General features: G+C 71.8%; 20 protein-coding genes and 3 tRNA genes. 11 read left to right on the top strand and 12 right to left on the bottom strand.

Annotated elements, in window-relative coordinates:
- Nucleotides 1-266 precede the first annotated feature (266 nt).
- Complete coding sequence (locus ACP7TJ_RS11675) at nucleotides 267-1,400, top strand: LLM class flavin-dependent oxidoreductase (RefSeq protein WP_167741860.1); 1,134 nt, start codon at nucleotides 267-269, stop codon at nucleotides 1,398-1,400.
- Here ACP7TJ_RS11675 and ACP7TJ_RS11680 read toward each other — a convergent pair.
- Nucleotides 1,376-3,373: a putative bifunctional diguanylate cyclase/phosphodiesterase gene (locus ACP7TJ_RS11680; protein WP_367559349.1), complete on the bottom strand. Its 1,998-nt coding sequence runs from the start codon at nucleotides 3,371-3,373 to the stop codon at nucleotides 1,376-1,378. The two genes, ACP7TJ_RS11675 and ACP7TJ_RS11680, sit on opposite strands and share 25 nt — an antisense overlap.
- Before the next feature lie 441 nt (nucleotides 3,374-3,814).
- On the opposite strand from ACP7TJ_RS11680, the gene ACP7TJ_RS11685 reads away from it, so the two are divergent.
- Nucleotides 3,815-5,053, top strand: coding sequence for a M6 family metalloprotease domain-containing protein (locus tag ACP7TJ_RS11685; protein WP_427767336.1), 1,239 nt, complete (start codon nucleotides 3,815-3,817; stop codon nucleotides 5,051-5,053).
- A 61-nt stretch (nucleotides 5,054-5,114) separates the two neighbouring features.
- Here ACP7TJ_RS11685 and ACP7TJ_RS11690 read toward each other — a convergent pair.
- The 4 genes from ACP7TJ_RS11690 to ACP7TJ_RS11705 all read right to left on the bottom strand — a co-directional run bounded on the left by ACP7TJ_RS11690 (nucleotide 5,115) and on the right by ACP7TJ_RS11705 (nucleotide 7,253).
- Nucleotides 5,115-5,188 (bottom strand) — tRNA-Lys (locus ACP7TJ_RS11690).
- Nucleotides 5,179-5,772 carry a bifunctional DNA primase/polymerase gene (locus ACP7TJ_RS11695; protein WP_093767183.1) on the bottom strand — a complete coding sequence of 198 codons (594 nt, stop codon included), beginning with the start codon at nucleotides 5,770-5,772 and terminating at the stop codon, nucleotides 5,179-5,181. Before ACP7TJ_RS11695 ends, ACP7TJ_RS11690 begins: the two co-directional genes overlap by 10 nt.
- Before the next feature lie 143 nt (nucleotides 5,773-5,915).
- Entirely contained in the window at nucleotides 5,916-6,281 is a 366-nt protein-coding gene (locus ACP7TJ_RS11700; RefSeq protein ID WP_033274741.1) for a hypothetical protein, read from the bottom strand.
- Between the two features lie 240 nt (nucleotides 6,282-6,521).
- A complete protein-coding gene (locus tag ACP7TJ_RS11705) occupies nucleotides 6,522-7,253 on the bottom strand; it encodes a maleate cis-trans isomerase family protein (RefSeq protein ID WP_093767182.1) in 732 nt (243 codons plus the stop codon).
- 213 nt (nucleotides 7,254-7,466) lie between these two features.
- Between ACP7TJ_RS11705 and ehuB the strand changes: the two genes are divergently transcribed.
- The 6 genes from ehuB to ACP7TJ_RS11735 all read left to right on the top strand — a co-directional run bounded on the left by ehuB (nucleotide 7,467) and on the right by ACP7TJ_RS11735 (nucleotide 11,626).
- Nucleotides 7,467-8,381 (top strand): ectoine/hydroxyectoine ABC transporter substrate-binding protein EhuB, encoded by a 915-nt coding sequence (ehuB, locus tag ACP7TJ_RS11710; RefSeq protein ID WP_093767181.1) that lies wholly within the window; start codon nucleotides 7,467-7,469, stop codon nucleotides 8,379-8,381.
- Entirely contained in the window at nucleotides 8,378-9,082 is a 705-nt protein-coding gene (gene ehuC / locus ACP7TJ_RS11715; protein WP_093767180.1) for an ectoine/hydroxyectoine ABC transporter permease subunit EhuC, read from the top strand. The genes ehuB and ehuC overlap by 4 nt, the downstream gene beginning before the upstream one ends.
- Entirely contained in the window at nucleotides 9,079-9,729 is a 651-nt protein-coding gene (gene ehuD, locus ACP7TJ_RS11720) for an ectoine/hydroxyectoine ABC transporter permease subunit EhuD (protein WP_093767179.1), read from the top strand. Before ehuC ends, ehuD begins: the two co-directional genes overlap by 4 nt.
- A complete protein-coding gene (gene ehuA, locus ACP7TJ_RS11725; protein ID WP_093767178.1) occupies nucleotides 9,719-10,510 on the top strand; it encodes an ectoine/hydroxyectoine ABC transporter ATP-binding protein EhuA in 792 nt (263 codons plus the stop codon). The genes ehuD and ehuA overlap by 11 nt, the downstream gene beginning before the upstream one ends.
- A gap of 195 nt (nucleotides 10,511-10,705) precedes the next feature.
- Nucleotides 10,706-11,464, top strand: coding sequence for an IclR family transcriptional regulator (locus ACP7TJ_RS11730; protein WP_093767177.1), 759 nt, complete (start codon nucleotides 10,706-10,708; stop codon nucleotides 11,462-11,464).
- A gap of 88 nt (nucleotides 11,465-11,552) precedes the next feature.
- Nucleotides 11,553-11,626: transfer RNA gene (locus ACP7TJ_RS11735), tRNA-Lys, on the top strand.
- An 80-nt stretch (nucleotides 11,627-11,706) separates the two neighbouring features.
- Here the strand turns inward: ACP7TJ_RS11735 and ACP7TJ_RS11740 are convergent.
- From ACP7TJ_RS11740 to ACP7TJ_RS11750, 3 genes are all read right to left on the bottom strand, one after another.
- Nucleotides 11,707-12,312: a lytic polysaccharide monooxygenase auxiliary activity family 9 protein gene (locus ACP7TJ_RS11740; protein ID WP_093767176.1), complete on the bottom strand. Its 606-nt coding sequence runs from the start codon at nucleotides 12,310-12,312 to the stop codon at nucleotides 11,707-11,709.
- 151 nt (nucleotides 12,313-12,463) lie between these two features.
- Nucleotides 12,464-13,609 carry an SPFH domain-containing protein gene (locus tag ACP7TJ_RS11745; RefSeq protein WP_427763057.1) on the bottom strand — a complete coding sequence of 382 codons (1,146 nt, stop codon included), beginning with the start codon at nucleotides 13,607-13,609 and terminating at the stop codon, nucleotides 12,464-12,466.
- 97 nt (nucleotides 13,610-13,706) lie between these two features.
- The gene (locus ACP7TJ_RS11750) at nucleotides 13,707-14,876 is read right to left on the bottom strand and encodes a peptidoglycan-binding protein (RefSeq protein ID WP_427763058.1); all 1,170 of its coding nucleotides are present in this window, start codon (nucleotides 14,874-14,876) and stop codon (nucleotides 13,707-13,709) included.
- A gap of 335 nt (nucleotides 14,877-15,211) precedes the next feature.
- On the opposite strand from ACP7TJ_RS11750, the gene ACP7TJ_RS11755 reads away from it, so the two are divergent.
- The 3 genes from ACP7TJ_RS11755 to ACP7TJ_RS11765 all read left to right on the top strand — a co-directional run bounded on the left by ACP7TJ_RS11755 (nucleotide 15,212) and on the right by ACP7TJ_RS11765 (nucleotide 19,729).
- Nucleotides 15,212-15,285 (top strand) — tRNA-Lys (locus ACP7TJ_RS11755).
- A 470-nt stretch (nucleotides 15,286-15,755) separates the two neighbouring features.
- Nucleotides 15,756-17,792 (top strand): glycosyltransferase family 2 protein, encoded by a 2,037-nt coding sequence (locus tag ACP7TJ_RS11760; protein WP_189909950.1) that lies wholly within the window; start codon nucleotides 15,756-15,758, stop codon nucleotides 17,790-17,792.
- The gene (locus ACP7TJ_RS11765; protein ID WP_167741868.1) at nucleotides 17,789-19,729 is read left to right on the top strand and encodes a kelch motif-containing protein; all 1,941 of its coding nucleotides are present in this window, start codon (nucleotides 17,789-17,791) and stop codon (nucleotides 19,727-19,729) included. The genes ACP7TJ_RS11760 and ACP7TJ_RS11765 overlap by 4 nt, the downstream gene beginning before the upstream one ends.
- A 77-nt stretch (nucleotides 19,730-19,806) precedes the next feature.
- Here the strand turns inward: ACP7TJ_RS11765 and ACP7TJ_RS11770 are convergent, their stop codons facing one another.
- From ACP7TJ_RS11770 to ACP7TJ_RS11785, 4 genes are all read right to left on the bottom strand, one after another.
- Nucleotides 19,807-20,835: a glycoside hydrolase family 6 protein gene (locus ACP7TJ_RS11770; RefSeq protein WP_427763059.1), complete on the bottom strand. Its 1,029-nt coding sequence runs from the start codon at nucleotides 20,833-20,835 to the stop codon at nucleotides 19,807-19,809.
- Between the two features lie 417 nt (nucleotides 20,836-21,252).
- The gene (locus tag ACP7TJ_RS11775) at nucleotides 21,253-21,918 is read right to left on the bottom strand and encodes a class F sortase (RefSeq protein ID WP_266397451.1); all 666 of its coding nucleotides are present in this window, start codon (nucleotides 21,916-21,918) and stop codon (nucleotides 21,253-21,255) included.
- Nucleotides 21,919-21,926: 8 nt separating this feature from the next.
- Entirely contained in the window at nucleotides 21,927-22,490 is a 564-nt protein-coding gene (locus ACP7TJ_RS11780) for a hypothetical protein (RefSeq protein WP_167741871.1), read from the bottom strand.
- 114 nt (nucleotides 22,491-22,604) lie between these two features.
- Nucleotides 22,605-23,384 carry an HAD-IIA family hydrolase gene (locus tag ACP7TJ_RS11785; protein ID WP_093767169.1) on the bottom strand — a complete coding sequence of 260 codons (780 nt, stop codon included), beginning with the start codon at nucleotides 23,382-23,384 and terminating at the stop codon, nucleotides 22,605-22,607.
- Nucleotides 23,385-23,417 lie beyond the last annotated feature (33 nt).

The following is a 23,417-nucleotide window of genomic DNA, read 5'->3' on the forward strand; positions in this document are numbered from 1 at the left end:
GGGGCCTGTGAGGCTTGATCACGCTATGGGCCGGTGTGGGATGCACCACAGTCCGAGTCGGCGACGCACCGTCTCAATGGGCCCGCTGAGTGCAGATACCGGACGCGCACCCCACAACTTCGCCCGACCGCTCCATACGGCTCCCCGATGTCACGTCCTGCCCCAGTTCGCACTGGATGTACGTGCCCCAGAGCGGTCGAGCACGCATACGACACACCCCCGGCCAGGGGAATAACCGGGGACCACCCCCTGTTCCCCCACCGCACATGCACCGAGTGCGAGGACGTCCGACAGGAGGCACCCACGTGACCGCAGACGACGAGATCAGGGGCACGGCACACGGCACCGCCCCGGTGCCCCTCTCCGTTCTCGACCTGGTCACGGTGGGAGCCGGGCGGACCGCGTCCGACGCGCTGCGGACCAGCGTGGAGCTGGCGAAGCTCGCCGAGGCGCGTGGGTACCACCGGTACTGGGTGGCCGAGCACCACTCCATGCCGGGCGTGGCCTCCTCCTCGCCGGCCGTGATCCTCGCGCATCTGGCCGCCCACACCGGACGGATCCGGCTCGGGTCGGGCGGCGTGATGCTGCCCAACCACGCGCCGCTCGTGATCGCCGAGCAGTTCGGCACGCTGGAGGCCATGGCGCCGGGGCGGATCGACCTGGGGCTCGGGCGGGCGCCCGGCACCGACGGCGCGACCGCCGCCGCCCTGCGCCGCACCGACCGGCTGAACGAGGGTGCCGACGACTTCCCCCAGCAGCTCGCCGAGCTGACCCGCTTCCTGGACGACGACTTCCCCGACGGGCACCCGTACCGGCGGATCCACGCGGTGCCCGGACCGGTGCAGGCCACCTCGCCCGGAGGGGTGCAGTCCCCGCACCGGCCGCCCCTCTGGCTGCTCGGCTCCTCCGGGTTCAGTGCCCGGCTGGCCGGCGTGCTCGGCCTGCCGTTCGCCTTCGCCCACCACTTCTCCGCGCAGAACACGGTCCCCGCGCTCGACCTGTACCGGGAGAGCTTCCGGCCGAGCGAGGTGCTGGACGCGCCCTACGCGCTGATCGGGGTGGCCGCGCTCGCCGCCGACGACGAGAAGGAGGCGCGCCGCCAGGTGCTGGCCGCCGCGCTGAACATGGTGCGGCTGCGCACCGGACGCCCGGGGCTCGTGCCGACGCCCGAGGAGGCGGAGGCGTACGACTTCAGCCCGATGGAGCGGGAGTTCGTGGAGTCCTGGAACGCCAACGTCGTCCACGGCACGGCGGACGAGGTCCGGGCCGGTCTGGACGACCTGCAGAAGCGCACCGGGGCCGACGAGCTGATGCTCACCGCCAACGCGCACGGCGGTGACGTCCGGGTGCGGTCGTACGAACTGATCGCCGACGCCTACGGGTTGCCGACGCCCGCCTGAACCCCGGGTGTGCCGAGCAGTTCGGAGATGCGGTCGGGCGGGACGGGCCGTGAGTACAGCCAGCCCTGACCGGTGTCGCAGCCGATCCGGCGCAGCCGGGTGGCCTGCGCGGAGGTCTCCACGCACTCCGCGGTGACGGTCAGCCCCAGCCGGTGGGCGAGCTGGACCATCGCCTCCACGATGACCTCGTCCGCCGGGCTGGCCTTGGCGGTGCGGTCCTCGATCTGGAAGCCGCGCACGAAGGAGCCGTCGAGCTTGAGCACGGACACCGGCAGCCTGCTGAGGTAGGCGAGGTTGGAGTAGCCGGTGCCGAAGTCGTCGATGGCGATGCGGACGCCCATGCCGCTGAGGGCTTCGAGGACCTGGAGGGGGCGGCCCGAGGAGCCCATCACCGCGGACTCGGTCAGCTCCAGCTGGAGCAGGTGCGGGGGCAGCCCGGTCTCCTCCAGGGTGTCGGCGACGTCCGCGACCAGGTCGGAGTCCCAGACCTGACGGACCGCCACGTTCACGCTGACGAAGATCGGCGGCTCGTCCGGGTGCTGCGTCTGCCAGGCGCGCGCCTGCCGGCAGGCGGTGCGCAGCACCCAGCGGCCGAGCGGCACGATCGAACCGTCCTCCTCCGCCAGGGAGATGAACCGATTCGGCGTGAGGGTGCCGAAGCGGGGGTGGTGCCAGCGGATCAGGGCCTCCACGCCGTGCACGCGGTCGTCGTCCATGCCGACCAGCGGCTGGTACTCCAGGGCGAACTCGCCCCGGTCGATGGCCGGGCGGAGGGACGAGGCGAGGGCCTGGCGGGTGACGCGGGAGGCGTTGCGCTCCGGGTCGAACAGGGTCCAGCGGGCCTTGCCGTCGGCCTTCGCCCAGTAGAGCGTGGTGTCGGCGGCCTGCATCAGCGCGGTGGGGGTGGTCCCGGCGGCGTGGCGCTCGACCACGCCGATGGAGGCGGACACCTTCAGACGGCGGCCGGACAGGTCGAACGGCTCCTGGATCGCGTCGAGCAGCGACTCGGCGAGGTCGGCGAGCTGTTCGGTGCCGGTGGAGTCCTCCACGAGCAGGGCGAACTCGTCGCCGCCGAGCCGGGCGACCAGCGGAATCCCGGCGCGGGCCCGGCCCGCGTCCTGCGCGCACCGGGTGAGCCGCTCGGCGACGGCGGCCAGCAGCTGGTCGCCGACGCGGTGGCCGAGGGTGTCGTTGACGGCCTTGAAGCCGTCCAGGTCGAGGTAGCAGAGCCCGATCCGGCCGGTGCCGCTCTCCGCGTACGACTCCGCCTCCAGGGCTGTGGTGAGGCGTTCGAAGAACAGGGTGCGGTTGGGCAGCCGGGTCACCGGGTCGTGCATGCGCAGATGGCGCAGCCGGGCCTGGAGGGCGCGGTGGTCGCTGATGTCGGCGACGGAGACGAGGACGCCGCCGTCGTCGGGGGGCAGCGGGGCGACCGTGACCCGCACCCACAGGGCGTGTCCCTCGGGGTGTTTCAGCCGGCGGGTGCAGCGCAGCCGGGCGCGGCGGCCGCGCAGCAGTTCGCGGTAGGCGTGCCAGGTGCGGGCGTCGGAGGCGAGGTCGACCAGATCGGCGGCGACGGCGCCGGTGAGGGTGTCCTGGTCGCGGCCCAGCAGGTCGGCGAGGGCGGCGTTGGCGCCGGTGACCATGCCCTCGCGGTCGACCACGGCCATGGCGAGCGGGGCGGCGGTGAAGACCGAGCGGTAGGACGGGGGCGCGGGCGAGCGCGGGGACGGCGACTCGACGGGCTCGACGAGTCCGGCCGGCCGGAGAGGATCTGCCGGCCGGACAGGATCGGCCGGCTCGCCGGATGCGGCGGGCTCGCCAGGGTCGGCCGGCTCGGCGAACTCGACAGGCTCGGCGCGCTCGGCCCGCGCGGCGACCTCGGCACCGGGGGACGCCAGGATCTCACTCTCCGTGACGACCGGCCGGTTGAGCTCAGTCGCGGGCGTCGGCCCTTCGGACGTTCCGCTCACCACTCGCTCCCGCAGTGCACTCGCTCGCTGTCGTGCAGGAAAACACCTTCCGCATCCGGAAAGTGTGCCGATCATAGAGGCCCGCGTCGGGCCGCTCCAGCCACTGTCCGGCCTCGGACCCGGTTCCGCATCTCTGCCGGATCGTTTCCGCACGGGTGCGGACGGCTCCGTCGGGGCTCCGACCAGTTGTGACGTTCCGTGAGTGCGGACGGTGCGGATCGCGCACGATCCCGCCCGTTTCCCCGCTGTTCTCACCCGACCGGTGCAGCTGAACAGGGCGTAGTACGACAAATCATCCCACTCTGGGTGCGGTGTCCCGCGAACCGTCTCCCGGAGGTCCCCGTGCCGCGTCAGCTCACCCCGAGAGGACTCGGTCGTGAGGCACTGCGGCAGCGGCTCGGCCGTTCGGGTGTCCGGCCCCGGCTGCGGACCACGGCGGCGATGTGCACGACGATGTCGGCGCTCGCGGCGACGTCCTTGGTGAGCGTGCCGTCAGGACCCGAGCCGTTCTCGGCGGAGCCCTGTGTGCTGACCCGGACCGACGCCCACCACTCGGAGGGCCTGGACACCTGGAACACGGCCTATCCGCGTCCGACGAGCCGGCTGGACGCGGTGATGGTGTTCCTGTCGTTCCCCGACTCGCACCCGCTGACCTCGCCGGACGAGCTGGCCGCCGACCACTTCCCGATGACCAGCCGCTTCTTCGACCGGGCCTCCTACGGCAAGTTCAGCCTTCGGGCACACCCGGTGAAGCGGTGGATCCGCATGCCGCGCTCCTCGACGGCGTACGCCATACAGCGCGACTGGACGGTGGCGCACCGGGCGGCCTATCTGCGGGACGCGCTCGCCGTGTCCGATCCGCACGTCGACTACTCGCGCTACGACATCGTGTACTTCGTCGCCGATCCGGACGCGCCGGGGGTGGACTCCGACGCCACGAAGGTGGTCAACCTGGACCGGCCGATGCGTGCGGACGGCGCCGACATCCGGCGGGTCGTCACCGTGTTCGAGAACCATCCTCCGGACCGGCTGGTGCTGGCGCACGAGACGGGGCACGTCTTCGACCTGCCGGATCTGTACCACCGGCCGGTGGACGGCAAGGGCGACTGGGACACCCATGTCGGGGACTGGGACCTGATGGGCAGCCAGTTCGCGCTGGCTCCGGATCTGTTCGGCTGGCACAAGTGGAAGCTGGGCTGGCTGGAGCCGCGGCAGGTGCGGTGCGTGCAGGAGGGCGGTCCGGTGCGGCTGACGCTGGAGCCGCTGGGGGCGGGGCCCGGCACGCCGGTGACGGGCGCGGCGGGGGCGCCGTCGTTCGGTCTGGGGCGGGGCACCAAGCTGGCGGTGGTGCGCACGGGCGCGGACACCGCCCTGGCCTTCGAGGTGCGCGGCCCGGTCGGCAACGACCGCGCGGCCTGCCGGCCGGGGGTGCTGGTCTACCGGGTGTCCAGCGGCACCCGCTCGGGGCGCGGCCCCGTCGAGGTGATCGACGCCCACCCGCACACCGAGGCGTGCTGGGAGGACTCGGTCTATCCCCCGCTGGCGGACGCCCCGGTCGCCCTGGGCGAGAGCTTCACGGTCCCCGGGGAAGCGGTACGGGTGGACGTGGAGGGCCGCACTCCGTCCGGCGCGTGGACGGTGAAGATCACCACGGGCGACCGGGCGGCCAAGGCGTCCTGACCGGACGCGTGACCTGCGCGAAGAAGGCCCCCCGCTGATGCGGAGGGCCTTCTTCGTGTCGTGCGCCGCCAGGGACTCGAACCCCGGACCCGCTGATTAAGAGTCAGCTGCTCTAACCAACTGAGCTAGCGGCGCCTGCTGACGTCGTAGACATTAGCATCACGATCGGCGGGAGGAAAAATCGATATCCGCACGGCCGAGCGGGCCGCCCGCACCGCCGCCCAGAGCAGTACCTCCGGGCCCGGCAGCCAGGGGCTCCGGCTGTCGGGGGCGACCAGCCAGCGGGCCGGGGACACCACGTCGGGGCGTACGGGTCCTGACGGGGCGGGGACGGTCACCGCGTCGCCGGCGCCGTGGCACAGCAGGGGCGGGACACCGTCCGTGCGGCTGCCGTGGGCGCCCCATTCCTCCCACTTCAGCAGGGCGGGCAGCCGCTGGGCCGTGCCCACGGCGCCGAACAGCAGCGTCCGGCCCCGGTACTCCGCCACGGGACCCGAGCCCGGCCCCTCCTCCCACAGGCGGTCCAGCATCCGGCGCCCGAAGATCGCGGGCACGCTCACCACGTCGAAGACGACGCCGCAGTGCAGGACCACCGGGGCGTCCGGCCGCTCGCCCCAGAGGGCGCGGGCGCCGCGCGGGGCGGCGCCGGCCGAGGCGAGCCAGGCGGCTCCGTCCGGAGTGACACCGCTGACGTCGGAGACATTCGGTGTGCTGCTCATACAGATATTTCTACGGACCGTGAGGGAACGGTTCCGCAGAGTTGCCGGAATCCGGGACAGGAACCCGGCCGGGCGCGTACCCTGTCGCCCGGCATATGCCGCACCCGTTCGACGGGCCGGGGAACCGGGGAGGCCGGCGCGGCTCACACGGGGTCGACGTGCCCCGGGCCCTCGCCGCCGCGCATCAGGTCGCGGCCGAACTCGACCATCTTCTTCGCGTAGTCCTCGGTCCACTCGGCGCGCTCGGCGATGTCCGCCGTCGACAGCCGGTCGAAGCGCCGGGGGTCGGCGAGCTGGGCCGCCGCCACCGCCTGGAACTCCGTCGCCCGGTCCGCGGCGGCACGGAACGCGAGCGTCAGTTCCGTGGCCCGCTCCAGCAGTGCGCGCGGATCCTCGATCGACTCCAGGTCGAAGAAGTGCTCGGGGTCCGAGGCCGCCTGCGCGGGCTCGAACAGCAGGGGCGCGGGGCGTAGCCGCGGCTGGTCCGGGCGCGGCGTGTGCTCCGCCATGACTTCTCCTTCGTACGTCGCGGGGGCCACCCGGATGCCGGAGGGCCACCGTCCATTGTCCCGCGCCCCCGCAAGAGGGCGTCCGGCCCGCGGGGGCCGGCCGGCCCCGGCGGTGCGGGTGCGCCGACCGGTGACTACCCAGCTCGCGGGGCGCACAAAGACGGCGACGGCAACGCGCTCCGGGCGCGCGGGAGGGTGTACGCCCGCACCAGTGGTGTTCCTCACGCCGCTACGGGCACGTCACACCTGGACGACCGGCTCCCGCGTGAAGAGCGCGCCCAGTTCGGGCGCGTTCACACGGCGGTCGGTGAGGCGCAGGCACTCCCAGACGGTGACCTGGTTGGCGGTGAGGACCGGCTTGCCCAGGTCCTTCTCCAGGGCGGGGATGTGGGCGACGGTGTGCAGGGCGGTGTCCGGCAGGAGCAGCGCCTGGGCGTCGGGGCTGTCGGCGGCGCGGGCCAGCGCGAACAGTTCCCGCTCGCCCCAGGCGCCGGCCTCGGCGGCCGTGACGGTCCCGGAGCTGTGCACGCCGGTGACCTCCGCTCCCCCGGCCCGCAGGAAATCGGCGAAGAGCCGGGCCACGTCGTCGGGGTAGGTCGCGGCGACGGCCACCCGCCGCACCTCGATCTCCTGGAGCGCGTGCACGAAGGCGAAGGAGGTGGAGGAGGCGGGCATGCCCGCGGCCAGGGCGATCCCCCGCACCTGTTCGTGGGCGCCGTCCCAGCCGAGCACGAAGCTGCCGCCGGCGCACGCCCACACCACGGCCTCGACGCCGGCCAGCCGCAGCTCCTCCAGGCCGGCCGCCAGCCGCTCGGGCGAGCCCGTCCCGCGCAGCGCGTCCACCCGGTACGCGTCCTCGCCGATGTCGGTGTGCACCAGGTCCACGCGGATGTCGCTGCCCAGCAACTGCTCGATGCGCGGATAGTCGTCCTCCGCGGAGTGGCCGGGGTAGAGGAATCCCAGTGCGGTCATGTCCAGCCTTTCTGCTGCTTCTCTCCGGGTGCGTCCGACAGGACCGGTGCTCCTCCCGGGTACCCAGTCGGCGCAACGCTGCCCACACGGTCACCCGGTTGACCGAGATGAGCGGTATGCGCCGCTCGGCCTCCCGCCGCGGGATCACGCCGTACGCGCACGGGGCCGAAACTGGCCGGAATAACTCGCATCCGTTCGGGTATCCGCGCCGCCATGGCTCCACCACTTCAACCACTGAGACGAATCACGGGGACCTCCGGGCCCTCGCGTCGGTCGCTGCTCGCGGGGGTCGCGGCGCTCGGCGCGCTGGGCGCGGCGGGGTGTTCCCGCGTACCGACGGCCTCCACGACGGACGGCGGCGACCTCCTCGAGCGGCTCAGGGCGGCGGGCGTGGTCCGGCTGGGCATCGCCGGCGAGATCCCGTTCGGCTACATCGACAAGGACGGTGAGCTGACCGGTGAGGCGCCCGAGCTGGCCAAGGTCATCTTCAAACGGCTGGGGGTGGACCGGGTGCAGCCCGTGCCCACCGAGTTCGGCTCGCTCATACCCGGGCTGAACTCCCAGCAGTTCGACGTCGTGGCCGCGGGCATGTACGTCAACCCCGAGCGCTGTGAGCAGGTCATCTTCTCCGACCCCGACTACCAGATGCTCGACTCGTTCATCGTCCGCAAGGGCAACCCGCTGGGGCTGCGCGACTACCAGGACGTCGTCGAGAAGAAGGCGAAGTTCGCCACCGGCACCGGCTACGCGGAGATCGCGTACGCCGTGGAGGCCGGTTACAAGGAGAGCGACATCCTGATCGTCCCCGATCAGGTGGCCGGCCTGAACGCCGTCGAGGCCGGACGTGTCGATGTCTTCGCCGGTACCGCGCTCACCACCCGCGAGGTGGTCAAGAAGTCGGGCAAGGCCGAGGCCACCGAGCCGTTCAAGCCCCTCGTCGACGGCAAGCCGCACGTCGACGGCGGCGCGTTCGCGTTCCGTCCGACCGAGACCAAGCTGCGGGACGCCTTCAACGTGGAGCTGGCGAAGCTCAAGAAGAGCGGCGAGCTGCTGCGCATCCTCAAGCCGTTCGGGTTCACCGAGGACGAGATGACCGATCTGACCGCGAAGGAGCTCTGCGGCGGATGACCTCTGGACTCTGGGAACGCGTACTCGACGGCGTCTGGGTCACGATCCAGCTGCTCGTGCTCAGCGCGCTGCTCGCCACCGCGGTGTCGTTCGTGGTCGGCATCGCCCGCACCCACCGGCTGTGGATCGTCCGCTTCCTCGCGGGCTTCTACACCGAGGTGTTCCGGGGCACCTCCGCGCTGGTGATGATCTTCTGGGTGTTCTTCGTGCTGCCGCCGGCCTTCGGCTGGCAGCTCGTGCCGCTGTGGGCGGGCACCCTGGCGCTCGGCCTGACCTACGGGGCGTACGGGTCGGAGATCGTGCGCGGCGCGCTCGCCGCGGTCGACCCGGCCCAGCGTGAGGGCGGCATCGCCCTCAGCTTCACGCCCTGGCAGCGGATGAAGCTCATCCTGCTGCCGCAGGCGGTGCCGGAGATGATCCCGCCGTTCTCCAACCTGCTGATCGAGCTGCTCAAGGGCACCGCCCTGGTGTCGATCATGGGCATGGGCGACCTGGCGTTCAGCGCCAACCTGGTGCGTCTGGCGTTGCAGGAGAGCGCGGAGATCTACACGTACATCCTGCTCATCTACTTCGTGATCGCCTTCCTGCTCACCCGGTCGATGCGCGGGCTGGAGAAGAAGCTGAAGGCGGGCGTCGGCAAGGCGCCGAAGAAGAAGGCCGCCGCCGCCGGCCGCGTGCCCGAGGGAAGTGGTGTGTCGTGACGTGGGACTGGGGCGCGGTCGCCGACTTCATGCCGTACTTCTGGGACGGTCTGCTGGTCACCCTGCAGATCCTGGTGTTCGGCTCGCTGATCTCCTTCGCGCTGGGCCTGGTGTGGGCGCTGCTGATGCGGACGCCGACGCGCTGGGTGACCTGGCCGGTCGGCGCGGTCACGGAGTTCATCCGCAACACCCCGCTGCTGGTGCAGCTGTTCTTCCTCTTCTACGTGCTGCCCGAGTGGGGGATCACCTTCTCGGCGCTGACCACCGGCGTCTTCGCCATCGGGCTGCACTACTCGACGTACACGATGCAGGTCTACCGCGCCGGTATCGAGGCCGTGCCGGTGGGCCAGTGGGAGGCGGCGACGGCGCTGAACCTGCCGCTGCGCCGGACGTGGACCGTGGTGATCCTGCCGCAGGCCGTGCGCCGGGTGGTGCCCGCGCTCGGCAACTACGTCATCTCGATGCTGAAGGACACCCCGCTGCTGATGGCCATCACCGTGCTGGAGATGCTCGGCCAGGCACGGCTGTTCGCCCAGCAGAACTTCCAGTTCACCGAGCCCCTGACGGTGATCGGCGTGGCCTTCATCGTCATCTCCTACCTGGCCTCCCTTGCCCTGCGAGCCCTGGAGCGACGCCTTGTCCACTGACACCCACGCCCCGTTCGACGAGAAGCCCGAGACCCCGCGCGCGACCGGTGAGCTGATCCGGCTGGAGCGGGTCACCAAGCGGTTCGGGGACCACACGGTCCTGGACAACCTCGACTTCTCGGTCGACGCCGGCAAGCACGTGACGCTGATCGGCCCGTCCGGGTCCGGCAAGACCACGATCCTGCGGCTGCTGATGACCCTGCTGAAGCCCGACGAGGGCGTCATCACCGTCGACGGGCAGCGGCTGTTCCCGGCACCGGAGAAGCAGGTCCGCGAGGTCCGCAAGAAGATCGGCATGGTCTTCCAGCAGTTCAACCTGTTCCCGAACATGACCGTGCTGCGGAACATCACCGAGGCCCCGGTCACCGTGCTCGGCATGTCCAAGGACGCGGCCGAGGAGCGGGCCCGGGAGCTGCTGGAGATGGTCGGGCTGACCGACCACCTCGACAAGCACCCGGCCCAGCTCTCCGGCGGCCAGCAGCAGCGGGTGGCGATCGCCCGGGCGCTGGCGATGCGCCCGCAGGTGCTGCTGCTGGACGAGGTCACCTCGGCCCTGGACCCGGAGCTGGTGGCTGGTGTGCTGGACGTGCTGCGGGACATCGCCCGCTCCACGGACATCACGATGCTCTGCGTGACCCACGAGATGAACTTCGCGCGGGACATCTCGGACCAGGTGCTGATGTTCGACTCGGGACGGGTCATCGAGGCGGGCTCGCCGGAGAAGATCTTCAACGAGCCGGAGCACGACCGGACGCGGGAATTCCTCAGCGCGGTCCTCTGACCACGGAGCGCGCCCGGCGCATCGCCCGAGGTCCCTGGCGCGGGTCGTTCCTCTGGCATATGCCAGAGGGTCGGCGCCGCAGTTCAGAGGGCCGCAATCTTGTCAACCCCCGCTTCCGCCAGGGCCTTTGACGGCTATCGTGGAGGGGATTCGCTGACCGGATTGCGGCCCTACGAGCGAGCGCAGGGGGAAACCGTGGCGCTGAGGCACGAGCCGACCGCGTCGTACCACTCGGTCCAGGACGCGCTGCGCGTCCTGGAGACGGTGGGGCGGCGCGGCACAGGAATCAACGAGACCGAACTGGCCCGCGAGACCGGCATCGCCACGGAGCGGCTGACCACCCTCCTGCGCATGCTGCGCCGCGAGGCCTACGTCGAGCAGATCACCGACGGCGCCTACGTCACCGGGGCGGCCTTCGCCCGGCTCGGCTCCGCCGACGGACACCGGCAGGCCCAGCGGGACACCCTCCAGCGCACCCTCGACCGGCTGCGCGACCGCGTGGGCGCCGCCGTCTACCTCAGCCGGTACGTCGACGGCGAGGTCCGGGTCACCCAGTACGCCGACTCCCCGGCCACCCCGAAGGTGAACGAGTGGGTGGACTTCCGCTACTCGGCGCACGCCACGGCGGTCGGCAAGAGCCTGCTCACCCAGCTGGACCACGAGGGACGGCGCGACCACCTGGCCCGGCACCGCCCGGCCCGGCTCACCTCGCGCACCATCACCAGCGACCGCCTGCTGCTGTCGAAGCTCGCCGCACAGCCGCCGACGGCGCCGGTCCTGGACCTCCAGGAGTACGCGGTCGGCACGGTCTGCGCGGCCGTCCCGCTCACCGCCGGGTCCACGGCCGGCTGCCTGGCGCTGTCCCTGCCGCTGGAGCACGCCCACCGGCTGCGCCGGGCCGCCGACACCCTCAACCGCAGCGCCGCCCCGATGCTGCTGTCGCTGGCGATCTGAGCCCGCCACGGGAGTGGTCGGAAGCACCCTCGCGGACCAGGTATGATTTTTCCCGTCGCCGACCGCGGAAGCGGACGGCGGGAGTCATGCGCCGCTAGCTCAGTTGGTTAGAGCAGCTGACTCTTAATCAGCGGGTCCGGGGTTCGAGTCCCTGGCGGCGCACCGAGAAGGGCCTCTCGTGGGAGCGAGAGGCCCTTTGACGTGCCCGGATCCTTATCTCGGGCCGTGGGGCCCGGACCGGTCTAGAAGGTCACGTCCGAGCAGGCGTAGAACGCGTTGCCCGTGTCATGGACCGTCCACACCGCGAGGATCACGTGGTGGCCGCTGAGCCCGGTGGGCAGCCGGCCGCTGTGCGACAGGGTCTGCGGCGGACGCTGACCGTTGTAGGGGACGGTCAGGAACGGCGTGAGGTTGAGGTCGGACCGGGACAGGTTGTGGTTCTGGTTCCAGCCCGGCTTGGTGACGTAGTACTTGAAGTCGGTGGTGGCGTGCATCGCCGTGAACTGCCACCGGAAGGTGTACTCCTGGCCGCCGGTCACCCGGGTGGTGGGCCAGGCGCCGCCCGACGGGGTGCGCGGGGCGTCGAGGGGGGCGAAGGACGCGTTGCCGGCCGAACAGAGCTTGCCGTCGGCGGGGCCGCCCGCCGGGAAGCCCTTCGGGCCCTCGACGCTCTGCGGCTCCCACTGGATGGCGCCGCAGTTGGAGACCCCGCCGTTCTGGCAGAGCTTCTGCCTGCTGACCGGCAGGTCGGTGTAGCCGTGGCCGCTGGCGCCGCCGGAGGAGAGCATGAGCGCTCCGGTCGTGGCCAGTCCCACCGCGGCCGCGTACAGCTTGGTCCGTTTACGCATACTGCCGCTCCTGGAGTGTGGGGGAGTTGTCAGGGTGCAGGTCTAGACCAAGTCTCAGCGTAAGGACGCCAGTTGGGCATGTCCAGACCAATCGCAGGGCTTTTGTTTCCCCTTCTGTCTCCCGGTGCTTCCCCACCGCCTCGGGCGCCGTTCAGGACCCGGTCTCGCCCCGGCCCGCGCAGAACGCCACCGTCAGGTCCTTCACCAGCACCTGGCGCTCGTAGTCGTCCAGGTCCACCAGACCGCGCATGGTCAGCCGGGCCACGGTGTCCTCCACCGAGTCCACGACGGAGCCGATCACACCGGCCCGGTGCCGGGCGTCCAGCGCCGCGATCCGGCGCCGGTGCATCGCGGCGGCCACCTCCGGCGCGTACTCCACCCGCAGCGGCCGTACCGCGCACACCTCCACCCCCACAGGACCGGCGTCCGCCGCCACCAGCCGGGTCAGCGCGTCCTGCGTCGCCTGCACCGCACCCCGCCCGGCGCCCGGCGCGGCCACCGGCACCCGCAGCAGCGCCGCCTCCACGCACGCCCGCAGATACCCCTCGTGGTCCTCGACGCCCAGCGTCGCCCGCGCCGTGTCCCGCACCCGCCACACCACCAGCACCGTCACCCGCAGCGCGACCCCGCCCCGGTCGGCGGCCGGCAGCGGCTCACCGCGCCAGTGCCGCAGCCGCACGTCGACCCGGCGGCGCAGCAACAACGGGTTCACCCACAGCAGTCCGGTGCCCCGCACGGTCCCCCGGTAGCGGCCGAACAGCTCCAGCACCCAGGCCCGCCCGGTCCGCCCGCGGGCCAGACCGCCGAAGCCGAACAGCCCGAGCGCCCCGGCCCCGGCGAACGCCGCCCACTGCGCCGGCCCGGGACCGCCGGTCCCGGCGGACAGGCCGGGCGCCTCCGCCGCGAGCGGCGGCAGCACCCCCGCCCACCACGCGGTGACCGCGCAGCCCGCCGCGCCGCACATCCCCGCGAGCACCCCGGCGATCCCGGGCAGCACCCGCGCGGGCCGCTCCACGATCTCCGGGTCGACGCCGGGCGCGGACGCCCGGGCTCGTACGCCGATGTCCCGCGTGTCCCGGTCCTCCTTGTCGGGCGCGGGACGGTGGGCGACGACCGCGGGCCGCAGCTTCACCTCCGCGGGAGGCGCCGCGGGTTCCTCGCGGAACAACAGGTGGACGGGGATCTCGGTGGTGGACTCGGTGTGGATCAGCCGGGCCGGGCGGGCGGCCGCGACGCCGCCGTCGGCCCCCTCGGACTCGGGGACGTGCTCGGGGATGTGGGATGTCGTGGTGGTCATGCGTGCCTCCAGCCTCCGCGCCAGATGCGTCACAACGGGGAACAGCGAGAACAGCGAGATACCCGGACGGGGGCGGACGCCCGGCGCCCCGGTCGGGTCAGGAGAAGAGCCGCCGCCAGGTCTCCGGGCCCGGGACGCCGTCCGCCGCCCTGCCGCTCCGGCCCTGCGCCCGCTGGAAGTCGGCCGCGTCGCGGCGGTCCTCCTCGCCCCGGCGCGGGCCGGGCCCCTGAGTTCGGTGCCGGCCGGACCCCTTCGCCGCCGGCTGCCGGCCCAGCCGGGTGACGTGCTCGTTCTCCGTCCCCGGGCGGAACCGCGCCCGTCCCGGAGAGCCCGGTGCCCCGTGTGACGCGGGCGCGGCGAGAAGGCCCGCCGGAGCAGAAGCGGAACCTCCGTTTGAGACATCCGGGGCCCCGCCGGACCGACCGGTCCGGGGACCAGGAGCGCCGTCCACGGCGACGCCCCGCCGCGCCGGCGTCCCACCGGCCGCCCCCTCCCCGGCGTCCGTTCCGCGCGGACCGTCCGGCACGGCGGGCGCCGGCTCCCCGCCGCCCGGCCCGGCGGCGTCCGCGCCCTCGGCGACAGGTGGGGAATCCGCCACCGGCTCGGCCGGAAGCGCGGGCCGGGCGGCCGCGACGGCCTCCGGACCGGCTCCCGCGGCCCCGTCGGTCACGCCCTTGTAGCGGTACGGCACATAGCTCGCCGAGTTGTTCCAGTAGGCGTACGGAGTGGTCATCTTGCGGGTGTGCGGCGGGGTCTGCTCGTAGGCGACGTACTGGGTACGGGCGGAGTTCGCCCATCCGCCGAAAATGACGACGTGCGAACCGTTGTACGGGTCGGACGCATTGTGGAACAGGAGGATGTCACCCGGCTGGAGTTCCGCCTTGGTGATTTTGTCGGCGTATTGCGCGAGGCTGCCCGTCCATTCGTTGCCGGGCAGTTTCCAGGCCATCGACACATAGCCCGAGCAGTCCTGCCGGTATCCGTCGGACCAGTAGGAGGACACGTTGTAGGGGACCTTCTGGCTGACCCAGGAGGCGGCCCGCTCGACGATGTCCGTCCGGCTGATCGCGGGGATCGTCCCCGGGGCGCCGGGCGGCAGCGCGGGACCCGTGCGCCCGTCGGAGCCGAACAGCGGACCCGGCGCGCCCTGCCCGCCGCCGCTCCCCTGATCTGCGGAAACGCCCTGGCCCGTGGAGACCCGGGCGTCCTGGGCGGCGACCGCGGGGACCGGGTGGGCGCCGAGCGCGGCGGACGTGACCGCGGCCACCACCAGGGCGGCGCGGTGCGCCGGGGAGCGATGCGGCCGCCCCGCGCGGGGAAGCGGCCGCTCCCGATGTTCACCCGCACAGCCGGGGCACGCGCGGTCTCCGGCCGGACCGAATTCCTGGCACACCGGAGACCCCATGCGATTCCCCTCACATTCCCGGAACGTTTCTCCGCCTCTGCGCACGAGCGTCAGTGTCGCAACGGTCCTCCGGGCGCGCACTTTGACGGTCCGAATGATGTAAAGCACCCCTCCCCCGGACGCCCCCGGGTGGCGGACGCCGGACCGGGGCGGTCACGAGCACCCTCCGCGGTCCTGTAGAGTTCTGCCGTCAGCAGGCGCCGCTAGCTCAGTTGGTTAGAGCAGCTGACTCTTAATCAGCGGGTCCGGGGTTCGAGTCCCTGGCGGCGCACCGACACGACGGGCTCCTCGTTCCACGAGGAGCCCGTCGGTTTTTGGCCGGAAACTCTCTCGCCCCCGTTGAGCGCCGCACTCTCGCGCCCCGTACGGAACTGTGACACCACAGGACGCCCTCGGGCGTCACTTTGACCTCCTTTGCCCGGTCTGCACCATGTTTCGCACCTTGCGATCATGAGGAGCGAACCGGGAACCTGGTCCCTTCAACGAACCGTGCCATCGCGGCCGTTGGGGGGACCGGGGGAAGCACCGGCCGGCGGCCGGGACGGGGTGGGGGACCCCGTTCCCCCGCGCCGGCACCGAAGGGGGATCATGCAACCGGAAGGACACGGGATCGTGTCTATAAGGTGTGCGTGACGTGGTGACCGCGGTCCGCCACTGACACGTCCGGAGGTCGAGGGGGACCGGCCCGGACGTAAGGAAGCGACGAAACACGCGTTCCAACCGCGTGTGGGGGGATGACTCATGACGTCGACGCCGACGGGCGCCCACCGGGACGACGACCCGTCCCAAACCACCCAGCTACGGGTGCCCGGCCATCGGAACTGGAACACGGGGACGTTCCGCCGGATCAAGAAAGCGCTGCCCAGATACGACTACGAGCACTACAGCCGCCTCGCGGGTCCCCTCACCCAGCCCGATCCGAACAAGCCGTACCGGGTCCAGTACCGCTCGCTGATCTCGCAGGAGCCGCACCGCATCCGCATCGCGCTGATGCTGCTGGCGGCCCCGGTGCTGTCGCTGGTGCTGCTGGTGTGGCTGCTCCAGCCGTCGCACTGGACGGAGCGCGACCATCCGGCGTTCGAGTGGCTGCCCGCCCTCGACGTCGTGATGCTCGTCTCGATCGGTCTGATCGAGTTCTTCCGCTGCATGAACGTGGTGTCGAACGCGCATGCCACGCTCGTCGCCCGCGACCCGGTCCCCGTCGTGCCCGAGACCGGCACCCGGGTGGCCTTCCTCACCTCCTTCGTGCCCGGCAAGGAGCCGCTGGAAATGGTGACGAAGACCCTGGAGGCGGCCGTGAAGATCCGCCACCGGGGACTGCTGCACGTCTGGCTGCTCGACGAGGGCGACGACCCCGAGGTCAAGGCGGTCTGCGAGCGCCTCGGCGTGCACCACTTCTCCCGCAAGGGCGTCGCGAAGTGGAACCGGAAGAAGGGCCCGCACCGCGCCAAGACCAAGCACGGCAACTACAACGCCTGGCTGGACGCGCACGGCGACAACTACGACTTCTTCGCCTCGGTGGACACCGACCACGTGCCGCTGCCGAACTACCTGGAGCGGATGCTCGGCTTCTTCCGCGACCCGGACGTCGGCTTCGTCATCGGCCCGCAGGTCTACGGCAACTACGACAACTTCGTCACCAAGGCCGCCGAGTCCCAGCAGTTCCTCTTCCACGCGCTGATCCAGCGGGCCGGCAACCGCTACGGCTCCCCGATGTTCGTGGGCACCTCCAACGCCGTGCGCATCAAGGCACTGAAGCAGATCGGCGGCCTGTACGACTCGATCACCGAGGACATGGCGACCGGGTTCGAGATGCACCGCGCCAAGAACCCGGAGACCGGACGGAAGTGGCGCTCGGTCTACACCCCGGACGTGCTGGCGGTCGGTGAGGGCCCCAACGCCTGGACCGACTTCTTCACCCAGCAGATGCGCTGGTCGCGCGGTACGTACGAGACGATCCTCAAGCAGTACTGGAAGGGTTGGTACTCGCTCCCGCCGAGCAGGCTCTTCAACTACACGATGATGATCATCTTCTATCCGATGTCCGCCCTGAACTGGATCCTCGCGGCGCTCAGCTGCGCGCTGTTCCTGGGCCTGGGCGCCTCGGGTGTGAACATCGACCCCGCCGTCTGGCTGATGCTCTACGGCAACGCCTCCGCGCTGCAGATCGGCCTGTACGTCTGGAACCGTCGGCACAACGTCTCCCCGCACGAGCCGGAGGGCTCCGGCGGTGTGGCCGGCATGGTGATGTCCGCGCTGTCGGCCCCGCTCTACGCGAAGGCGCTGATCGACTCGGTGCTGCGCCGCAAGAGCAAGTTCGTGGTCACCCCGAAGGGCGACTCGGCCAGCCCGGACACCTGGTTCGGCACCTTCCGCTACCACTGGTACTTCATCCTGATCTTCGGCGGCTCCATCGCCGCGGGCCTCGTCCTCGGGCACTCCCACCCGGCGATGGTCATCTGGGCCACCTTCGCCCTGCTCATCACCGCGGCGCCGATGTTCGCCTGGCGCCACGGCATGCGGCAGGACCGGAAGAAGCCCGGCGCGCACGCGGCGGGGCAGCAGCGTGAGAGCGCGACCCCGGCCGACGGCGTGCGGATGCCCCAGCAGCAGCACGCCCCGCACCAGCCGCAGCCCCGGCCCCACTGGGCCGGGTCCCACGGCGCACCGGGCGGATCCGGGGGCCCCGAAGGGCCGGGAGGCCCCGGGGGCGGCACCCCCGGTGACGACCAGACCATGCAGATCGCCCTTGGTGGACTTGGGGGACGTAAGGAATGACTGACCGTGCAGGCCGCCGTCGCGCCCGTCGGATCGCGATAGGCACGGCGGTGGTGCTCGCGCTGGCCGGGATGAACGGGCCGTGGCTGTACCGCTTCGGGACCGAGAAATACCACCAGTACAAGATCAATCAGCCGGAGTACAAGGCCGCGAACGGCAAGTGGGAGATCGTCGAGTTTCCCGAGGAGTACCGGCAGAACACCATCCACGCGGCGCTGCTGCGCACCGGCAAGGTGCTGCTCGTCGCGGGGTCGGGCAACAACCAGGACAACTTCGACGCGAAGAAGTACGACACCCGGATCTGGGACCCGGTCAAGGGGACCGTCAAGAAGGTCCCCACGCCGAACGACCTGTTCTGCACCGGGCACACCCAGCTTGCCAACGGCAACCTGCTGATCGCGGGCGGCACCAAGCGGTACGAGAAGCTCAAGGGCGATGTGAAGAAGGCCGGCGGCCTGATGCTCGTCCACAACGAGAACCCGGACAAGCCGATCACCCTGCCGGCGGGCACGAAGTTCACCGGCAAGGAGAACGGCAAGACCTTCGTCTCGAAGGACCCGGTGCTCGTGCCGCGCGCCGAGAAGAAGTTCGACCCGGAGACGGGCGAGTTCCTCGGCACCACCCCGGGCGTGGGCCGTATCTACGTCGAGGCGCAGAAGGAGGGCGCCGCGTACGAGACCGGCACCCAGGACAACTACCGGGTGCGGGGCCTCAGCGGCGCCGACGCGCGCAACACGTACGGCATCGCCGAGAAGCTCGCCCTGGACAAGAAGGACTTCCAGGGCATCCGGGACGCCTACGAGTTCGACCCGGTCGCCGAGAAGTACATCAAGGTCGACCCGATGAAGGAGGCCCGCTGGTACCCGACGCTCACCACCCTGAGCGACGGGAAGATCCTCAGCGTCTCCGGCCTGGACGACATCGGCCAGCTGGTCCCGGGCAAGAACGAGGTCTACGACCCGGAGACCAAGGAGTGGGAGTACACCGACGAGGTCCGGCAGTTCCCGACGTACCCGGCGCTGTTCCTGATGCAGAACGGCAAGATCTTCTACTCGGGGTCGAACGCGGGGTACGGGCCGGACGACGTCGGGCGCGACCCGGGCGTCTGGGACGTGGAGACCAACAAGTTCAAGAAGATCCCGGGGCTCAGCGACGCGAAGCTGATGGAGACCTCCAACACGGTGCTGCTGCCGCCCGCCCAGGACGAGACGTACATGGTCATCGGCGGCGGCGGGGTGGGCGAGTCCCCGCGGTCCAGTGAGAAGACCCGGATCGTCGACCTGAAGGCCGACGACCCGGCGTTCGTCGACGGGCCGCCGCTGGACAAGGGCACCCGTTACCCGCAGGCGTCGATCCTGCCGAACGACGAGGTGCTGATCTCCGGCGGCTCGGAGGACTACCGCGGCCGCGGCGACTCCAACATCCTCGAGGCGCGGATCTACGACACGGAGAAGAACGAGCTGCGGCGGGTCGCCGACCCGCTGGTGGGCCGCAACTACCACTCGGGCTCGATCCTGCTGCCCGACGGCCGCGTGATGTTCTTCGGCTCGGACTCGCTGTTCGCCGACAAGGCCAACACCAAGCCGGGCACGTTCGAGCAGCGCATCGAGATCTACACCCCGCCGTACCTGTACGGCGACGAGGAGCAGCCCGACCTCTCCGGCGGGCCGCAGACCATCAAGCGCGGCGGGTCCGGGACGTTCACCTCGCGGGACGCGGCGTCGGTCAAGAAGGTCCGGCTGATCCGGCCGAGCGCCACCACCCACGTCACCGACGTGGACCAGCGCTCGATCGCCCTGGACTTCACGACCGACGGCGACAAGGTCACGGTGACCGTGCCGAAGAACAAGAACCTGGTGCAGTCGGGCTGGTACATGCTGTTCGTCACCGACGGCGACGGCACGCCCAGCAAGGCCCAGTGGGTGCAGGTGCCGTAGCGCGCCCGCCGGTACACGAGAAGGGGGCGCCGTGCGATCCGCACGGCGCCCCCTCTCATGTCGTCGCTGCCCGGCCGCTACCGCGTCGACGCGCGCGCCAGGCCCAGGGCGTAGTCCTCCCACCACTCGCCGGCCTTCGGGCCGCCCTTGCACTCGCCGTCCGACTCCCCCGGGCGCTTGATCCACAGATAGGCGTCGACGAGCGGGTCGGCCGTGCGGGTCGTCGGGGTCTCGCCGAGCGCCCGGCCGGGCGGGTTGCACCAGCGCTCGTCCGGATCGCCGCCGGTGTAGGGGCCGTTGCCGTTGCGGCTGGTGTCGACGACGAAGTGCTTTCCGCCGACCTTGGCGGACAGCTCCTTGCCGTAGGCGATGGAGTCCTCGGTGGTGTAGAAGTTCGAGACGTTCACCGCGAAGCCGTCGGCCTGCTCGATCCCGGCCCAGGTCAGCGGCTCGTGGATCTGGTCGGGGTTGCCCCAGCCCGCGTTGCCCGCGTCCAGGTACACCGTGGTGTCCTTCAGGCCCTTCAGCTTGGTGACGGCGCCCTTGAGGAGGTCGTAGCGCTCCTCGTGGTACTCCTGCGGGGTGCAGCCGTCGACCAGGTGCAGCACCGCGTCCGGCTCCAGCACCACCGTCGCCGGACGGTCCCCGATGCCCTCGGCCACCGCGTCGACGAAGTCCCGGTAGGCGTCGCCGTCGGCGGCCCCGCCCTGCGAGTACTGGCCGCAGTCGCGGTGCGGGATGTTGTAGAGGACCAGCACCGCACGGCGGCCGGCCTTGTCGGCGCCCTCGGTGAACTCCCGGGCCTGCTCCTCGGCGTTCTCCGGGTTGATCCACTCCGCGACGGGCTGCTCGGCGATCTTGCGGAGCTGCTGGGCCTCCGTCTTTCTGCCGTCCCCCAGCAGCTCGCCGACCTCGCGCGCCGCGACACCGTCCGGGTTGACCCAGAAGGGGTCCGCCTCCTTCGGCTGCTGCGTGACGACGCCCGCCGAGCCCTCCTTCTCGTCGTCACCCCCGGAGGAACATCCCGCGAGCAGCAGCGCCGCCCCCAGCACCGCTGCGGACGCCCGCCCCCCGGCGAACGCCCCGACCCCCCTGCTGCCGTACATCCAACCCCCCTTGGGTGCACTTGTTCCAAGTGTTCCGAGCCCCAATCCTGGCACACCCCACGGCCCGCCAGGACGGCCGAGTGCCGCTTGTCCACGGCCTGTTACAGCGGGCCGGGGACGGTTCGGCGCCCGCCGTGCCGGGCGTGGCCGGATCCGCGCCCACCTGCGCCGATCACGGGATGCGACCGGTCCGGGACTTGACGTCCGCCGCCCCCTGGGCCGGGCCCGGCTTTCCCTCTGAAGTCGTGTGCGCCGGCCGGCCGGGGCCGCGCCGGTGTTCCCGCGCGCCTTCTCCGGACCTCCCGCGCGTCCCGCCGGGTCATCTCCCGCGGCCCGTGCTGCGCGCGGTCGAGGACCGGCCCGGCCGACGGCCTCCGGGGAGCAGGCCGCCGGCCGGGCCCGGGGCGCCCGCTCCGCTCACGCGTCGGTGTGCGGCGCCGAAGCGTCGGTGAGATACGCGGAGACCACGACGTTGGCCTCGTAGGCGCCGGCCGCGGGGTCGAAGGCGCCGCCGCAGGTGATCAGCCGGAGTTCGGCGCGCCCGTCGTGGCGCGGGCCGTACGCCTCCTGGGCGTCGAAGCCGTCCCGGTCGAGCACGCGGACGTCCTCGACGGTGAACTCGGCGACCGTACCGTCGGTGCGGGCGACCCGGATCTCCTGGCCGGGCTCCAGCGTGTCCAGCCGGTGGAAGACGGCGGGCCGCGTCTCGGTGTCGACGTGCCCCACCATCAGCGCGGCGCCCTCCGCGCCGGGGGCGGTGCCGGCCGCGTACCAGCCGACCTCGCCCGCGCGGTCCAGCGGCGGCGGCTCGGGGCCGCCGCGCTCGTCCAGGCCGCGGGCGACGACCGGGGCGCGCAGGTCCAGGCCGGGGATGTCGAGGGTGAGCGGCTCGGCGGCCTCCAGCGGCCGGTGCACGGTGGGCAGGTCGGTCAGCGGCGGGCGTCCGGCCGCCGCCATGTCGCCGGTGGCGGGCCCGGCCGTCCCGGCGGGCACCTCGGTGAGTCCCTGCCCCCACAGCCACAGTCCGAGCAGCAGCGCCACCCAGACCGCGCCGGCGGGCAGCCGCTTCGTCAGGTCGCGCATGACGCCGGTCACCCTGTCCCCCGCCCGCGCCGCGCCTGACGGCGGGCCGCCCGGTGCACGGTGAGCGCCGCGGTCCCGGCCAGGGCGAGGGCGACCACCGTCTGCGCGGCGCCGGGCCCGTGCCGCTCACGGCCGTCCGCGAAGACCCGCGCGGCGCCGCCGCCCCCGGCGTTCACGGGCGCGACGGGGGACGGATGCGCGGAGGGCTCGGCGCCCGCCGCGGGTGCCTGCTTCCGGACGACCTCGACGGTGCCCTTGTGCTCGGTGCCGTCGCAGGCGACGGTCACCGTGTACGTCCCGGCGGTGAGCGTGGACCGCACCCGCCCGTCGCCCGCGAGGCCGTCGCCGTCGTCGGGGGTGAGGCGGGCGTCGGACACCAGCGCCGGGGACTGCGCGACCGCCTCGCGCGCATCGCACCCGGTCACCCTGAGGGCGATGTCGGCGCCGGGCGCGGGAGCCGCGGGGACCACCGAGACGTCCCCGCCGTCCGCCGCGTACGCCGCGCAGGCCGCCGGGCCGAACGCGGTGACGGTCAGGACACCCGCGCAGAGAGCGAGTCGCCGCTTACCCATCGTGTACCTCCAGACACTCTGGAGGTTCCCCCGCCCGGTCCGGCCCCGCACCCTCTTACGCGCGGCACTGGACCGGTCGGGTGAACGAGGTACGGCGAAACGGCCGTACGACGATCAGACGAGGTCGACGATGTCCGCGATCGAGTCGACGACCTTGCTCGGCCGGTACGGGAAGTTCTCCACCTGCTCCGGCCGGGTCAGCCCGGTCAGCACCAGGAACGTCTTCATGCCGGCCTCGATGCCCGCCAGCACGTCGGTGTCCATCCGGTCGCCGATCATCGCGCTGCTCTCCGAGTGCGCCCCGATGGTGTTCAGCCCGGTGCGCATCATCAGCGGGTTCGGCTTGCCCGCGAAGTAGGGCTGCCGGCCGGTCGCCTTGGTGATGAGCGCGGCCACCGCGCCGGTCGCCGGGAGCGGGCCCTCGGTGGAGGGGCCGGTCTCGTCGGGGTTGGTGCAGATGAACCGGGCCCCGGCGTTGATCAGCCGCACGGCCTTGGTCATCGCCTCGAACGAGTACGTGCGGGTCTCGCCGAGGACCACGTAGTCGGGGTCGTGGTCGGTGAGGATGTAGCCGATGTCGTGCAGCGCGGTGGTCAGGCCGGCCTCGCCGATGACGTACGCGGAGCCGCCGGGCCGCTGGTCGTCGAGGAACTTGGCGGTGGCCAGGGCGGACGTCCAGATGTTCTCGATCGGCACCTCGAGCCCCAGCCGGCGCAGCCGGGCGTGCAGGTCGCGCGGGGTGTATATCGAGTTGTTGGTGAGCACGAGGAAGGGCCGCCCGGACTCGCGCAGCTTCTTGATGAAGGCGTCGGCCCCGGGAATCGGCACCCCTTCGTGGATCAGCACCCCGTCCATGTCGGTGAGCCAGGACTCGATGGGCTTCCTGTCTGCCATGTACACGATCTCCTGCCGTCGTCGGGCCCTGTG

It is taken from the genome of Streptomyces sp. DSM 41931 (genome assembly GCF_050271085.1).
Taxonomy (GTDB): Bacteria; Actinomycetota; Actinomycetes; order Streptomycetales; family Streptomycetaceae; genus Streptomyces; species Streptomyces albogriseolus.

Excerpts from the sequence above, each read along its gene's own strand:
- ACP7TJ_RS11785 (WP_093767169.1), bottom strand. The coding sequence starts at position 23,384 with ATGGCAGACAGGAAGCCCATCGAGTCCTGGCTCACCGACATGGACGGG.
- ACP7TJ_RS11685 (WP_427767336.1), top strand. The coding sequence starts at position 3,815 with ATGTGCACGACGATGTCGGCGCTCGCGGCGACGTCCTTGGTGAGCGTG.
- ACP7TJ_RS11740 (WP_093767176.1), bottom strand. The coding sequence starts at position 12,312 with ATGCGTAAACGGACCAAGCTGTACGCGGCCGCGGTGGGACTGGCCACG.
- ACP7TJ_RS11765 (WP_167741868.1), top strand. The coding sequence starts at position 17,789 with ATGACTGACCGTGCAGGCCGCCGTCGCGCCCGTCGGATCGCGATAGGC.
- ACP7TJ_RS11770 (WP_427763059.1), bottom strand. The coding sequence starts at position 20,835 with ATGTACGGCAGCAGGGGGGTCGGGGCGTTCGCCGGGGGGCGGGCGTCC.
- ehuC (WP_093767180.1), top strand. The coding sequence starts at position 8,378 with ATGACCTCTGGACTCTGGGAACGCGTACTCGACGGCGTCTGGGTCACG.
- ACP7TJ_RS11780 (WP_167741871.1), bottom strand. The coding sequence starts at position 22,490 with ATGGGTAAGCGGCGACTCGCTCTCTGCGCGGGTGTCCTGACCGTCACC.
- ACP7TJ_RS11775 (WP_266397451.1), bottom strand. The coding sequence starts at position 21,918 with ATGCGCGACCTGACGAAGCGGCTGCCCGCCGGCGCGGTCTGGGTGGCG.
- ACP7TJ_RS11695 (WP_093767183.1), bottom strand. The coding sequence starts at position 5,772 with ATGAGCAGCACACCGAATGTCTCCGACGTCAGCGGTGTCACTCCGGAC.
- ACP7TJ_RS11760 (WP_189909950.1), top strand. The coding sequence starts at position 15,756 with ATGACGTCGACGCCGACGGGCGCCCACCGGGACGACGACCCGTCCCAA.
- ACP7TJ_RS11705 (WP_093767182.1), bottom strand. The coding sequence starts at position 7,253 with ATGACCGCACTGGGATTCCTCTACCCCGGCCACTCCGCGGAGGACGAC.
- ACP7TJ_RS11700 (WP_033274741.1), bottom strand. The coding sequence starts at position 6,281 with ATGGCGGAGCACACGCCGCGCCCGGACCAGCCGCGGCTACGCCCCGCG.
- ACP7TJ_RS11745 (WP_427763057.1), bottom strand. The coding sequence starts at position 13,609 with ATGACCACCACGACATCCCACATCCCCGAGCACGTCCCCGAGTCCGAG.
- ACP7TJ_RS11675 (WP_167741860.1), top strand. The coding sequence starts at position 267 with ATGCACCGAGTGCGAGGACGTCCGACAGGAGGCACCCACGTGACCGCA.
- ehuB (WP_093767181.1), top strand. The coding sequence starts at position 7,467 with ATGGCTCCACCACTTCAACCACTGAGACGAATCACGGGGACCTCCGGG.